This window comes from Clostridium sp. DL-VIII (assembly GCF_000230835.1).
Classification (GTDB): Bacteria; Bacillota; Clostridia; order Clostridiales; family Clostridiaceae; genus Clostridium.
Genome location: NZ_CM001240.1, coordinates 2,876,321 through 2,890,008, shown reverse-complemented (window position 1 = coordinate 2,890,008; position 13,688 = coordinate 2,876,321). Strand labels below are relative to the sequence as shown.

Annotated in this window: 18 protein-coding genes and 3 pseudogenes; all 21 read right to left on the bottom strand. The window is 27.4% G+C overall.

Features of this window, described 5'->3' with window-relative positions:
* Positions 1 to 60 precede the first annotated feature (60 nt).
* The 21 genes and pseudogenes from CDLVIII_RS13190 to pyrE all read right to left on the bottom strand — a co-directional run bounded on the left by CDLVIII_RS13190 (position 61) and on the right by pyrE (position 13,506).
* Positions 61 to 756: an HAD-IA family hydrolase gene (locus CDLVIII_RS13190; protein WP_009169935.1), complete on the bottom strand. Its 696-nt coding sequence runs from the start codon at positions 754 to 756 to the stop codon at positions 61 to 63.
* A 546-nt stretch (positions 757 to 1,302) separates the two neighbouring features.
* Complete coding sequence (locus tag CDLVIII_RS13185; protein WP_009169934.1) at positions 1,303 to 1,752, bottom strand: hypothetical protein; 450 nt, start codon at positions 1,750 to 1,752, stop codon at positions 1,303 to 1,305.
* A gap of 242 nt (positions 1,753 to 1,994) precedes the next feature.
* Positions 1,995 to 2,093: pseudogene (locus CDLVIII_RS30725) on the bottom strand (DJ-1/PfpI family protein); the annotation flags it as partial.
* A 268-nt stretch (positions 2,094 to 2,361) separates the two neighbouring features.
* Positions 2,362 to 2,838: a hypothetical protein gene (locus tag CDLVIII_RS13180; protein ID WP_009169932.1), complete on the bottom strand. Its 477-nt coding sequence runs from the start codon at positions 2,836 to 2,838 to the stop codon at positions 2,362 to 2,364.
* Between the two features lie 405 nt (positions 2,839 to 3,243).
* Complete coding sequence (locus tag CDLVIII_RS13175) at positions 3,244 to 3,891, bottom strand: chloramphenicol acetyltransferase CAT (RefSeq protein WP_009169931.1); 648 nt, start codon at positions 3,889 to 3,891, stop codon at positions 3,244 to 3,246.
* 80 nt (positions 3,892 to 3,971) lie between these two features.
* Entirely contained in the window at positions 3,972 to 4,778 is an 807-nt protein-coding gene (locus CDLVIII_RS13170; RefSeq protein WP_009169930.1) for an MBL fold metallo-hydrolase, read from the bottom strand.
* Positions 4,779 to 4,943: 165 nt separating this feature from the next.
* Positions 4,944 to 5,099, bottom strand: coding sequence for a hypothetical protein (locus CDLVIII_RS31285; RefSeq protein WP_009169929.1), 156 nt, complete (start codon positions 5,097 to 5,099; stop codon positions 4,944 to 4,946).
* Positions 5,100 to 5,150: 51 nt separating this feature from the next.
* Positions 5,151 to 5,765, bottom strand: a complete 615-nt coding sequence (locus CDLVIII_RS13165; RefSeq protein ID WP_009169928.1) for a hypothetical protein — start codon at positions 5,763 to 5,765, stop codon at positions 5,151 to 5,153.
* Between the two features lie 73 nt (positions 5,766 to 5,838).
* Positions 5,839 to 5,964, bottom strand: coding sequence for a hypothetical protein (locus CDLVIII_RS32555; protein ID WP_009169927.1), 126 nt, complete (start codon positions 5,962 to 5,964; stop codon positions 5,839 to 5,841).
* A 129-nt stretch (positions 5,965 to 6,093) separates the two neighbouring features.
* A complete protein-coding gene (locus CDLVIII_RS13160) occupies positions 6,094 to 6,525 on the bottom strand; it encodes a hypothetical protein (RefSeq protein ID WP_009169926.1) in 432 nt (143 codons plus the stop codon).
* Between the two features lie 230 nt (positions 6,526 to 6,755).
* The gene (locus tag CDLVIII_RS31280; RefSeq protein ID WP_186005571.1) at positions 6,756 to 6,908 is read right to left on the bottom strand and encodes a hypothetical protein; all 153 of its coding nucleotides are present in this window, start codon (positions 6,906 to 6,908) and stop codon (positions 6,756 to 6,758) included.
* Positions 6,909 to 7,621: 713 nt separating this feature from the next.
* A pseudogene (locus tag CDLVIII_RS13155) lies at positions 7,622 to 8,059 on the bottom strand (hypothetical protein); the annotation flags it as partial.
* Positions 8,060 to 8,090: 31 nt separating this feature from the next.
* Positions 8,091 to 8,669, bottom strand: coding sequence for a type 1 glutamine amidotransferase family protein (locus CDLVIII_RS13150; protein ID WP_009169923.1), 579 nt, complete (start codon positions 8,667 to 8,669; stop codon positions 8,091 to 8,093).
* 47 nt (positions 8,670 to 8,716) lie between these two features.
* Positions 8,717 to 9,661 carry a YafY family protein gene (locus tag CDLVIII_RS13145; protein WP_009169922.1) on the bottom strand — a complete coding sequence of 315 codons (945 nt, stop codon included), beginning with the start codon at positions 9,659 to 9,661 and terminating at the stop codon, positions 8,717 to 8,719.
* A gap of 91 nt (positions 9,662 to 9,752) precedes the next feature.
* On the bottom strand, positions 9,753 to 10,379 hold the full coding sequence (locus CDLVIII_RS13140; RefSeq protein ID WP_009169921.1) for an HD domain-containing protein: 627 nt from the start codon (positions 10,377 to 10,379) through the stop codon (positions 9,753 to 9,755).
* 88 nt (positions 10,380 to 10,467) lie between these two features.
* Positions 10,468 to 11,025 (bottom strand): GNAT family N-acetyltransferase, encoded by a 558-nt coding sequence (locus CDLVIII_RS13135; RefSeq protein ID WP_009169920.1) that lies wholly within the window; start codon positions 11,023 to 11,025, stop codon positions 10,468 to 10,470.
* A gap of 52 nt (positions 11,026 to 11,077) precedes the next feature.
* Positions 11,078 to 11,290, bottom strand: a pseudogene (locus tag CDLVIII_RS32010) (MBL fold metallo-hydrolase); the annotation flags it as partial.
* 22 nt (positions 11,291 to 11,312) lie between these two features.
* Positions 11,313 to 11,981: an epoxyqueuosine reductase gene (locus CDLVIII_RS13130; protein WP_009169919.1), complete on the bottom strand. Its 669-nt coding sequence runs from the start codon at positions 11,979 to 11,981 to the stop codon at positions 11,313 to 11,315.
* A 670-nt stretch (positions 11,982 to 12,651) separates the two neighbouring features.
* A complete protein-coding gene (locus tag CDLVIII_RS32550) occupies positions 12,652 to 12,783 on the bottom strand; it encodes a hypothetical protein (RefSeq protein ID WP_278245922.1) in 132 nt (43 codons plus the stop codon).
* Positions 12,773 to 12,907: a hypothetical protein gene (locus CDLVIII_RS32545; RefSeq protein ID WP_278245921.1), complete on the bottom strand. Its 135-nt coding sequence runs from the start codon at positions 12,905 to 12,907 to the stop codon at positions 12,773 to 12,775. The genes CDLVIII_RS32550 and CDLVIII_RS32545 overlap by 11 nt, the downstream gene beginning before the upstream one ends.
* 74 nt (positions 12,908 to 12,981) lie before the next feature.
* The gene (pyrE, locus tag CDLVIII_RS13125) at positions 12,982 to 13,506 is read right to left on the bottom strand and encodes an orotate phosphoribosyltransferase (protein WP_009169918.1); all 525 of its coding nucleotides are present in this window, start codon (positions 13,504 to 13,506) and stop codon (positions 12,982 to 12,984) included.
* Between the last annotated feature and the right edge of the window lie 182 nt (positions 13,507 to 13,688).

The following is a 13,688-nucleotide window of genomic DNA, read 5'->3' as shown; positions in this document are numbered from 1 at the left end:
TACACTCCTCACTAATTTTTTTCTAATAACTACTTTGCATTATACTTTATAATAAATTTATTAATTCCTTATTATATCAACAATCTCTCTAAAATCTATTATATAAAAATCAGCAAAATTTTTTATTGCATCATAATCTTTTCTTTCCTTTTCTAATAAATGTCCTGTTAGTATAGTCCTCATCCCCAGTTTTTTTGCACCTTTTAATTCATCAGACCCGCCATCTCCAACAAAAAAACATTTTTCAGGAATAGTCTTCATTTTCTTTAATGCAATTTCGTATATTTCACTTTGAGGCTTTAAATATCCCACTTCATATGAAAATATTCTATCATCAAATAAGCAATTTAATGGAGATTCACTCCAATACATTACATCAATTATATCCGCATTACTAATTAAACATAACTTTTTTCCACTCTTCTTTATATCCAAGAGAGCATTTATGACTTTATAATCTACGTCAATTAATGATTTTTTAAATCTATTTTCTCTTAACTGCAAAATTTCGTTTATTTGATTCTTGCTAACCGTCATCCCAATTTTTTTAACAATACTTTCAATTATTTTTTGCGGATTTGTTTCTCTTCCAGTTGCCCTCTCTAAATATAGCTCATTATCTTCTGCATACTTTTCCCATTCTTCTTTTGCTATTCCTAATACATCATTTTCATTCCGAAACTCATTATATCGTGGTGTAATTAGTGTAAAGAACAAGTCAAAAAATACAACTTCTATTTCATTCCTCATATTCATTGAAGCCCCTCTTTTCCTCAAAATACCAAAGAATAATTTATTATTAGATTATTAATAATCATAGTTATTTCTTTTTAGCAACGCTTGTACTTATTGTGCCTTCCTTAAAATGTTTTGTGAAATTCATATCAGACTTTAATAAAAATTAACTGATTAAAAAGATTATTAATTAACTATTCCTCTTCTTATTGATCTAGCCATCTGCCGAATTTATTCATAAACTTATGGACTATTGCTAATATAATAAATTCATTAAGTAACGATTATAAATCTCTTATAAAGGATTTGTATTAAGAAATATTAACAGATGGACATGCTTAATCTAATCCTTGTCCATCTTTTATATTTATGTGAATCAATTAATATCATGCTTTAATCTATCTATATATCTCTCATTTCTTACTGTCATTTTTATAATTAGCTATACTTAACAGATATGTGCTACTGTTAACAAAACAAATAAACTCCACATTAACTATTTTTTGTAAATTTTTCACAATATTCACCCCTTCAAATCTACAAGAATACTTACATATTAGCTATGATTTATTTATCCAAAAAATTATTATATCTATAAAAGCTCGTAATAATAATATAGCCAAATATTATTTGAGACACAGATATAAAACTGGAATCATAATCAAATAAATTAATTATTGGATAGGATAATAGTGTTTTTTGTATAAATTCATTATTACAATAGCCTATTAAATAAGCGAATGAGAAATACATGGATGGTACTCCCATTATAATTATTTTAGGTAAATTTAGTTTCAATATCCCTTCTTTTTTTACTTCGTTAATTAAATATTCAATTCCTAATATTAATCCGATAGCAACATTAATAAACGACCCAATAAATAAAATAGAGAAATTTATACGATATATTACTTCAAACTGTGATTTTAACTGTCTTGTAATATATGCTCTTAAAGCTATCATCAAGAATATTAATACAATAATAACCAAATACTTAAAAATTGATTTTACTTTCATAGCTTCCCCCCTTATTAGATTGATCATTCTAAATATTTTCTAAATCACAAAAATACTTGTTAATCCCAATATTTCTTCATTTTAAAATAATTTTTTAAAAAACTTAGAAACTCAATTAGCAATAATACCTATGAATTGTACTGACATTCCAAAAATCATCCCAATTATTATCATTATCAATACAAAAATCACACCTGCGGCTGTTTCCATTGAAATCCCCTCTTCTACAACTTTTTATCCAATCATTCATACATTTTAGAAAACAGATCATAGTTACTATCTTTATTCCATAAATATTCAATACTTTGACTACTACCTAATGCTTTTTCTTTTCCTCTTAGTAATGGAAGCATGGCATGTTTATATAGAAAATTTCCATATAAAAAATCTATAACCAAAAGAATACTATCAGTAAATTAAATATTATCATTTGTATTACTTTTTCTTGGGACTATATTCATAATCTACGAAAAATTATCTTTTGATCGATCAAATCAAGTATAACAAGTAAATTACATTTCCATATTTGATCACAATTCAATTCTAACGGCTCCTTTTGTGTAAAATGATTATTCTATTACTGCACTTATACTAAATGTAATAAATCAACTATAATTCCTTTATTCCTTTTAAATGTTGAATATGTATTCCCATATGTCCTATACCAAGAATAATTGTTGAAATAATCAAGAAAATAACCTTTCCGTAGATACCTAATAACAAAAAGGCTGTAACAGATAAACTTGCAAGTGGTATTGGTATATGAAAAAAACTACTATAAAAATTTTCTTCTGTATGTTTATTATGAAAATATCTAATCCAACAAATTTCATATAATACCATAAGTAAAAATGATACTATAAGCCACAAACTCCATATGGATAGTTGCTTTATATTAAAATCACTAAAAATTAATACACTGCATGTACAAAACACTTGACCTACACGCTCAAATAATAGTAGTATTTTATTTTCTTTAATATCATTTGAACCTACTGGTTGGTTATTACTCCAAATAATATTGGGAATAAATAACATTAATAAATATATTAATCCTACATAAGAAAATCCTAAATGTCCAAGCATATTGTAATATACCTCCCCAGAACTAACTAATTATCCATTCAATTAGTCCATTATATTAACTATTATTTTGGCAACCCTTGTCCTCTGTTTTCCTTTACTACAAATATTCGTTTTAATTCTATACATTCAACATTCTATTCTTTAAATACTTCACAAGCGACAGGTGCTTCATCCCTATAAATAAATATTAATAACTTATTTAATCATATTCTAAAAGACTGTTACATTTACAAATAATTTAATTCATCTTTCAAAATCGAGTAATATAATCTATCTATATATTTTCCATCTTGATAAAAAAAATCTCGTAATGTTCCCTCATAAACAAATCCACACTTTTCAATAACTTTGTGAGAAGCAATATTTATTGTCAATAATAAGAATATTGTATACATATTTTTGAGTTTACTTTAAATATTGTTCTGGATTTGATGATATTTCTTTTATCTCTGAAAAAAACAATGAACAGTGGTATCCATCAGCAACAGCATGATGAACCTGAATAGTTACTGGCATAATAATTTTCTTACCTTCTTCAAAGAACTTTCCCCATGTTACCATTGGAAAGAGAAAGGGACTACTTCCTTCATTATTTACATTAAAAGATGTGTAATTAAACCACGGCAAACACGAAACAATGAAAAAATTATTTTGAAACTTTGTAGAAAAATTAGTATCTTGTTTATAACTGTCTAAAGAATTTTCCATATCTTTATAAAAATTCAAAAATACATTATCAAATGCCGTATATAAATCACTCATTACTTTAGTTTTATCATCTAATACAGAATAACTTGGACCAATTTCATCAAAGAATCCTAATCTCCCCTCTTCATCAAATGCCATTTTAAATTCCTTATAGTTATTTATAGCTTTAGAGACAACCCATGTAAAGGTTGGGTAAAATCTAAACTTATTAGTTTTTGTGTAATTATACAGATTTGTAATATCAATATTAACAGTTATACTGTATGTACATTTTGCATTATTAAAGAAATGATTAAAACACTCCTTCCTATCCCAAGTATTCATATTAATTATATTAAATCCCATAATCTATTCTCCCTATATTTATGTTTTATATTTGCATTTTAATTTCTTCTTTCATATGTATATTGGATTTCACCACATTGTTACCAATTGATTTCCAAGCCCACTCCAACTTCTTTTACTGGCAAAATTTTATAAATTTCCGCTCTAACAGCAAAGGAGGTGCAATGGCATGGATATAACTCTTTTATATTATTCTGTTTTAAATAATTTATAGTTTTATTTACCTGATCATTTACTTCAAATAAATGAAATCCTCCTATAATGCCTAACACTCTATTATCATTACAGACCTTTTTTGCATATTCTACAATATTGCAAATTCCACTATGAGAACATCCAGTAATAATGTAAATACCATTTTCACTTTTATAGGCAAGTGCTGTATCATCCATTACATAATCATCTACTAATATTTTACCTTCCACTTGTTTTCCTATAGGTTTTCTATTTTCAAAATCATTCATTTTAGGTATTTCTCCTAAGAATATCAGATTTTCACTAACCTTTTTAGGTTCTTTTGATAGAATTAGATTACATTTCTCTTTCAATTCATCTTGTAAAATAGGAGAACAAATTTTTAAATTCCCCATTATCTTTTCTTTAAATGTGTCTTGGTGGGCAATAATAGAAATATTACGGTTTCTATTCTGTTCAGAATAATATTTTAATCCTCTGGTATGGTCATCATGCCCATGTGAAATAACAATGGTATTTAATTTTTTTAAATCTATTCCTAACGCATCTGCATTTTTAAGAAATAAATCCGAATATCCAACATCTAATAAGAGTCTAACATTTCTATCTTCAATATAATAGGAAACAGCTGGTTCACCATAATAATATTGGTCAATATATGTATTATTATCTACTAAAACTTTTAGCTTCATCTTTTCTCCTCCTCTTATTATCAATATTTTAAAATTATTTTCTATTATCAGGCAATTTAAAACATCATGTTAAACTAATAATTGTTTATATGAAAGTAAAACTCTAATAGCAAGTATTTATTATGTTTTTCTAATTTTGCTACTGATCTTATATTAATTGACAATCTATTTTTTATCAGATACCACTAAGCATAATGTTGCTATTGGGCCAAGAAATATAGATAATAGAAACCAATTAAGTCCAGATCTATTTTTTCCTTGTGCAATTCCTGCATTTATAAGTGCTAATGTTCCCCATCCAACATAAAATTCTTTATTCATACTTTCATTCCCCCTATAAGAACATTATGTATTAAATTTATTTATTACTTTTTACCCTATCTGCTGCAACTTATTCATCCACCAATCTTTATCAAAATATATAGGTTTAACTGGAATCATAACTATATATTCACTGTTCGCTTCTATAATTTTAAATGTTCCTGTGTATACCAAATCTATATATAAATTAAATGGTTTAACTTTCCTTTGAACTTTATTTTCAAATTCACTAATATATTGATAGATTTTTTCATTGCCAATTCCTTCAAAATATGAAAGAGCATTCTTTCCTCCTCCAATCATTCCCCACCATTCAATAAAAGGTTGCCATGCATTTTTACAGCATCCTCTTAATTCAGAATATGGTAAATCTGAGAAATCAGGTGGATTAAACATATTATACTTATAGTCAAACCTTTGTCTTGATATAACTTTTCCCCCTCTATCTTTAACTATATTATTAAACCATTCATTCCATTGTTCTTTTAATAAAGGTAATTGTTTAGGTAACTCGTTATTAAAATATTTTGAAGGCCATAGTCTATTTTCACCTTTTATATTATCAACATCTATTAATCCATATAGGCACCCAGTAAAAAGAGCAAAATTTAATGATGTATCACTAGATACTACTATTCTCCAAGATTCAATTCCTTCTTTATACATACTACAATTCTCCTTAATCACATTAATTCATCATAATTTACAACAATGCAATAATTACAAATGATACTAAAATCTACTCTGTATCTTTAATCTTCTTTTCAATTTCATTTAATTGCTCTTTAATTTCTTTTAATGAAGTGTCTAACCAGTGATATAATAAAATAATAATCAATATAATAATTATAAACATAATTATCATTCTAATCCCACCTATCTTGAATTAATTGTATTACTATAGCATAAATTATAATTATTACATTATTAAATTTTTAAAAAGCATGTTTTTTTATCAATTAGTACATCTACAAAAAATGTATTACTTATTCTATTAATCTAATGATTTCTTTACAGTTATATAATGAAGAAATTCTTCTTTTTTATCAGAATAAGGATTACTTTCAATAAACTCAAATTCAATAGAAATATTTTGCTCCTTATCAATATAAGTAACATCGTATCCATCACCACTACCCATAAAATCAGAATAAGTTTTTTTGAAATAATTATCTCCATAAGCCTTTAGTACATCTGAAAATGTAGAGTCTGAGCCTATACCTCTACTTGTTATAAATTTTGTATTACTTGTCTTATCTCCATATCCAAAAGATATACAGATAACTTGATTATTTTTATCTATTTGAACAGATGCATAATAAGGTGGATTATCAAATTCCAAGCCTCTTATTTCATTTTTATAAGTATTCTCACGTGTTAATTTACCAAATTCTTTTTCTAAAAGTAACATATCTGCTTGTTTCATAATGCAAATTCCTGCTAAACTCTCATTCTGTAAATTTGTACTTTTCACAAAAGGATGTTTATGAAAAAATAAACTACATATTATACTAAGGAGAATAACAATTATGATTGTTAAAAGTAAATATTTCTTCTTAATTGAAATTCCACCTTTCTATTTACTATTCATTAACTTAATATTCCTCTATAACTATAAATCATTACGAAGTTTCAACTTCTTTTATGAAATATCGTTTAGATGGAAAATAAATTAGATATTGGAATAAACGAAAATCCAAATTGTTCAACAAATTGAGGTGTTGGGAAAAATGATGCTATTATAAAAAATATAGATATTAAATTTAAATCTCCAATGAATGTTACTAATAGAGGTCTTTTAACTCTCATAAGCATTTACTTCCTCACAAATACATATTTACCATAATTATTAACATATTTGTATTATACATTAATATACTTAAATTGAATATAACACAAATAACTGTATTAATTTCAATAATATAATTTGATACAATATAATTACTTAATATCTCTTATCTCACTTCATTTCTCATGGTGTAATTTTAATTATTACTAATTAACAAATTACCTATTAATCAATATCAATCTATATGAATTGTAATAATAAATTTATATTACCGTTAATTCCATGGATTTTACCTCTAACATGTATTATAAAACCTTTAACACAATTCATATTTTAAAATAAAAAGTCTTACTCACCCTAATATAATGTATTATACTTAGATGGGTACGACTTTTAGTATTAGTTATGGTACCAATTATCCAAATCATTAACTATAAAGTTACATATATAATAGTAGTATTGTAATCACTGACCTTGGTACTCGTATAAATTGCACCTACTACATAGTTTAATATTATTAAACTACTTGCCTGACTAATTATTTTTTACCTACTACGCAAGTAATTATAAAAATAGACTCTACTACTACTAAAATATAAATAACATGGTTTCTTCTAAGTAGAATAATGCTTTTATCTCCCACCTTATACTAAAATATTTATTATAAAGGTTTTGGATTTATTTTATTATAAGCAATAAAAACTACTATACTATATAAGCAAAATCATACGTATACCGATAATCCATCTTCCATAGTTTCAAAAGTTACATCATTTAATAAAAGATGTGGCTTTTTCTTCCTAACATTTTCAAACGCTTTATTAACTACTTCCTGCGTCACAAAATCAGGCTGTCTAATCATTATTGTATATAGCAATTGATCCTTATTTAATATATCAGATTGTTTCCCTTCTTCAGTTAGATCCCATATGCCCTCAAGTGGATAAACAGTATATTCAAAATAACCATCTGGTGTATACCCTTGTTTCGGCATCATTCTAACAGCATAGGATAAAGAATATAATACACCTATCTTTTCAGAGAACTCTTCATCATTTGGATTTCCTTTTCCACTTATCATAAAAAATTTCTGCTTAGGTACTGTTATTAAATCTGGTTTCTCTTTTGGTAAGTCTAAATTTTTTTCTTGCTTTTTCCACTCAAATTTCATAATTTCCCAACTTTCTATATAAATGTATTGATTAATGCTGATATAAACCTAACTTGTTAAATTTATACCATTCATCAATTTTTTCTGCTGGCTTAACATTCAAATACAACATAATTTCCCTAGCGAATTCTAAAGAAGCCGTACCATTTGCAGTTATAATATTAGAATCACAAACTGCTTGTTTTTCAATAAAATTGCAATCGCCATTGTAGTGAGACGATTGTGACTTCATAAACTCTAAAGTGTTACCTGAATGTTTGATATTATCCAAATATCCATTCTCCGCCATAAAATTAGTAGCATTGCAGATTGCTGCTACTAGAATATTATTTTTGACAGCATACTCAACTACTGGCTTAATGGCATTGTTTTTCTGTTTCATCCAAGCATATCCCCCATTCAAAAGTAACATCGCAAAATTTCTTGGGTAATCAGTTACGGAATAATCAGGTATGATTCTAAAGCCTCCCATAGAAAATTTGGGTTCTTTATCAACACTTATAGTTTTTACAATATAATCCCCTTCTGGTGAATTGAGTTCTGAACAAATATAAGCACTTTCCCAATCTGCATATCCATCAAAAATGAATACAAGTATTTCTTTTTTCATTGCAGCACTTCCTTTCTTAAATTATTGTATAACGAAAAAGATGACACCTATATGTCATCTTTATAAAGTTCATGAATTCTTTTTATTCTTATTTTTATTGCTTCTTTTAGTTCAACTGGTGCTATAACTTTAACTTTATCTTGCAGACTAAAAACTAAATTAGTAGTCCACTCTAAATCAGAATTAGAAAATATAATCTGTCCCTTTTCTTCTGAACTGCTCCTATGAAAAAATTTAGCATCTATCCTATCTGTTAAAAAGAATTCATTAAGAGCATCATATTCTAGTATAACTTCAAACAATGATGTTAGGTCTTGTGATGAAAACAAACCAGAACTAAAATCGTTTCTAAAATCTATTCTTTCAACTTCCTTACAATTGAAACTTTCATTCATAATTTTTAAATTAACAATTCGATTGATTTTAAACAAACGAAACTCCTGCCTATCCTCACAAAAAGCATATAAATACCAGTATGATTGCTTAAAAACAAGTTTATGAGGCTCAACTATTCTTGATGAATGTGAACTTTTAGAAATATATTCTATATTAATACAATTTCTATTCTTGATTGCCTTATGCAAAACGGCTACCTTTTCTTGTGTAATACTATCCTTAAACCACGAGGACAAATCAATCACATAATCACTTTCTGAAAATACTGTACTTATCTCTTCTGGAATTAGTTTAGCCATCAGATTTGTTAAATCATCACTTTCATCAATACTCTTCAGACCATTAAGACCAATAAAAACATTTTTTATATCATTCTTAGAAAGAATATTATTTTTTATTTTATATCCATCAATGATTGCTACTCCGCCACCAATTCCTGAATATGTAACGATTGGAACTCCCGACTCGTTTATAGTATCCAGATCCCGAAAAATTGTACGTTTGGAGACTTCAAATCTTTCTGCTAACTCTTGTATTGTAATTCTATCTGCGTTGGCAAGAACATTTAAAATCCCTAGTAATCTATCAATTTTCAATATAGCCCACTTACTCCATTTCTAAATGATTAAAATTAAAATAATTTTTTCATACTAAAAGAAGATTACGTAAAAATAATCTAGAACACATCTATAATCCAAAAGTATTCTCAACCACCCCTGGAAGTACACTGTATAATGATTTGCCCATCTTTAATTCAAAATACTCTTTTATTTCAAATGTTGCCTTCCATTTTAGTGTAGTATATTCATTTATTCCATGTCTTAGCGCTACGTCTATCATCCTTTTCTCTATAAGGCAGTAGCCATCAATAAATGCTAGAGAATCACATAACTGAATAAGCCTATCATAATCATCATATTCAGTGCTTTCTAAATACTGTTTTACAAATTCGTACTCTTCCTTAGTGCAATCCCACTTTCCAAAAGCAGATTTTATATCTTTATAATCAAAGGAATGAGTAATACATACCTTAGCCACCCGATAAAATCCTTTTTCCATTAAAAAATTATATCCATCTAAAATATGCCTCATATCAGTTATTCCAAATCTTCTGCCTATATCATGAAGCATTCCAAGTATTGATGCAATATGTGGGTCTAATCCCTCACAATTTTCTGCTATCATTTGTGCTGCTTTACTGGCATACATAGAATGTTGTACCCAAGGCCCTGGATTTAATTCTCCAGCCTCACGCAAAAATGCTTCTGCCTCTTTAATAGTTGGTATACCTGCTCTATCATTGTATTCTAACATATTTAACTCCTTAAAATTTTCATGATTAGTAAGTTATAACTTACTGTTGTGACACGCTTATATAAAAATTTATATTAAGATTGCATTCTTACTCTTTGTAATCTTCCGCAATAAGTCCGTACATTGAATAATCACAAATGCCTTGGTTATTCCAATCTCCATGTTTTATAGTTCCCTCATAAATCAATCCACATTTCTTCATAACTTTTCCTGAATTAAGATTTCTAGTATCGTGTCTCGCTTCAATGCGATTTACCTTAACTTCTTTAAAGAAGAAACTAATTAAAGACGTAAGTGCTTCCGAGGTTATTCCTTGATGCCACCACTTTTTCCCAATGCAATAACCAACATGAACCATATTAATACGTTCATCTATTCTAACAATACTTATACTTCCAATTGGCTCATTTCCATTTGATTTTAATACAATGGCCCATTGATAGAAGGTATCATCCTCATATTGTGTAATCCATTCCTTTAGTATGGATTCTGATACACTTACATTCTTATGAGAAGGCCACATTAAATATTTCGTTACTTCTGAATCACTGGCCCAGTTCTTAAACATCGCTTCTGCATCAGACAATTCAAACTTACGTAATTTCAGTCTATTAGTTTCTAACTCTTTTGTACCTAAATGCTTCATTCTACACCCCTTTATATTATTAAAATAATCTATACTTTACCTTAATTTACTGAGAACATCCTGCTATAATATAAATACCATTGTCACTTTTATATACAAGTGCAGTATCATCAAATACAAAATCATCCCCAAGAACTTTGTCATTCATTTGCTTTCCAATAGGTTTTCTCTTTTCAAAGTCATTCATTTTTGGTATTTCACCTAAAAAGGTTATGTTTTTACTAATCTTAATCAGTTCTTTTGAAAGAATTAAAATAACTTGCTGGTATGGCACAATTTAAGATTAACTATGTATTAGCAAATGGACATACTTTTCTACATATATTACATCCATATACAAATCCTCCACCATCAGTTACATAACAGCATAATTCTCTACATTTCTTTTGATTTACTGTAATCCCATCTAACGCAGATTGAGGACATGAGTCTAGACAAATATTACAGTTTTCTGGGCATAAATTACTTACTAATTCATCTTCTATTAATTCTGCATTAGTCATTACTGCTCCAAGATAGAGACGATTTCCATATTTCTTGTTTATTAATAAAGTATTCTTCCCTATCCATCCAATACCAGATAACTTAGCCAAATGTTTTAATGATAATATTCCTCTGCCATGTTTATTTGCTGAATCCCAATATTCATAAGGTTCATCTGCTGGAATAGGTATTGCCTTATAACCTACTGATTCAATTGTATCAGTAAGTTTAATAGCAATATCATCTAGCAAACTAGCCGATTTATTTTTAATAAATGTATAAGGAACATTTGTATTGGCTTCAAATAAACTTGCTGAAAATTGCTTTCCAAATACTATCACTGATTTTGTTTCAGAATAAACATCTAATGGATGGAATCCCTTTGGAGCATCATTAAATCTTTTTATACTTCCAATTCCACATACATCTGCTCCTAACAAATATGCCATCTCTTTAATATAATTACTATCCATAACACCCTCCCCTGCCTCCTATAAGAATATAACGTTTTTTAAGCATCTTTGAACTAACAATCTTGTACTAAATTATACCTTTTTTAATTAAATATGTCATCGAGAAATTAAATAAAAACAGTATAAACTCCCATAATTTTGTTCTTGACATTTTATTATCTACTATCTTTAAATCGTATATTTTTAGTTCCAATTTGTAATATACTATAAGATAATAGCAATAAATTTTAGGAGGATTACATGAGTTAAATAAATGATAAGTTTCAATATTTTTTAAGTTGCCCTGATTATAAAGAAATTGCTAAAACAAGCGTAAATACTGCACAAATGATACAATTACTTCATTATATGATTAATTCTTATGACATTCCTTGTTTCCCTATTTTTTAAAATTGTTATAAATCTACCAGTAGTCTAAAGAAAGGTATATACCTTGAAAATTCAGTATCCTTTGCATGAGAATTATGAGTAAAAGATATTTACACCTACTACTAAGCATTGACTTTCATCTAGTAATAATTAACTAACTCAAATGGAATCCTTAAATATATATCTTCATTAATTTTTTCCGTTACATACTTTAACGAGTAGTGCAATATGACAGTATTAGTTTATTTATAACTAAAAAAACAGTATTGACAGTATTAGTACCAATACTGCTTAATTTTACTTAACTAACTATTATTGATTGACTTCCAGCATCTATATTTGCTCCTGCCAAGTATTTCATTGCAGTTTCTTTTTTTAATATACTTTTAGATAAATTCTTTGAATTTGAAAAACCTATTTGCTCACAATCCATTTTTTGGGTATACCCCTTTATCTAATTTAGATATAAATCTTATGAAATCAGTATAATTAGGATTATACGCTTGTTCCCTGTCATATGCTGCTTTCTTTTCATTTATTTTATGTTCAAGATCCAAAGAAAATTCTTTACCCTTAGCATATTACTATTTATTTTGAATGCATTCACCTATTAATTTAATATTATGATGAATTATTCATGTTCCTTTAATTCAGCCATTGTAAAAAGTGCTTTTAATTCTAAACCTGATTCTCTTAATTTTTTCCTTCCTTCTGGATTTCTCTCTATAACACATAATACATTTTCTAATTTTGCTCCAAAACCTCTTAAATCCTCTGCACTTAATAAAATTTGTCCACCTGTTGTTACAACATCCTCTATAATGCATACTTTTTTATTCCTAAAGTCGGTTCCCTCTGCTAACTTACACGTACCATATTCTTTGGCTTTTTTCCTTACAAATACTACTGGAATTCCTGTTTCAATTGATAGTGCTGTTGCTATTGGAATTCCTCCCATCTCTAAACCTGCCAAAATCTCTGTACCTTCCGGCACTTGTTCTACTAAATGTTTAGCAATTTCTCTTAAAATTACTGGATTTGACTCAAATAAATATTTATCAAAATATTCATTTGAAATTTGTCCTGACCTTAACTTAAAAGTTCCATTTAAATGTGCTACTTCATAAATTGATTTACATAATTCATCTCTTTTCAATTTTATTTCCTCCAAAATCCTTTTATTAATATATATCTAATATAAAATTAACATTAATCTTAAAAAATTTAATTATTTGTATGAATTCTAAACTATGATCCGTTAATTCTCCATTTTTATAATAGATAATAGTCATCATCTTTCCCATGTCTCACTAAATATATAATCATCATTACAACCTC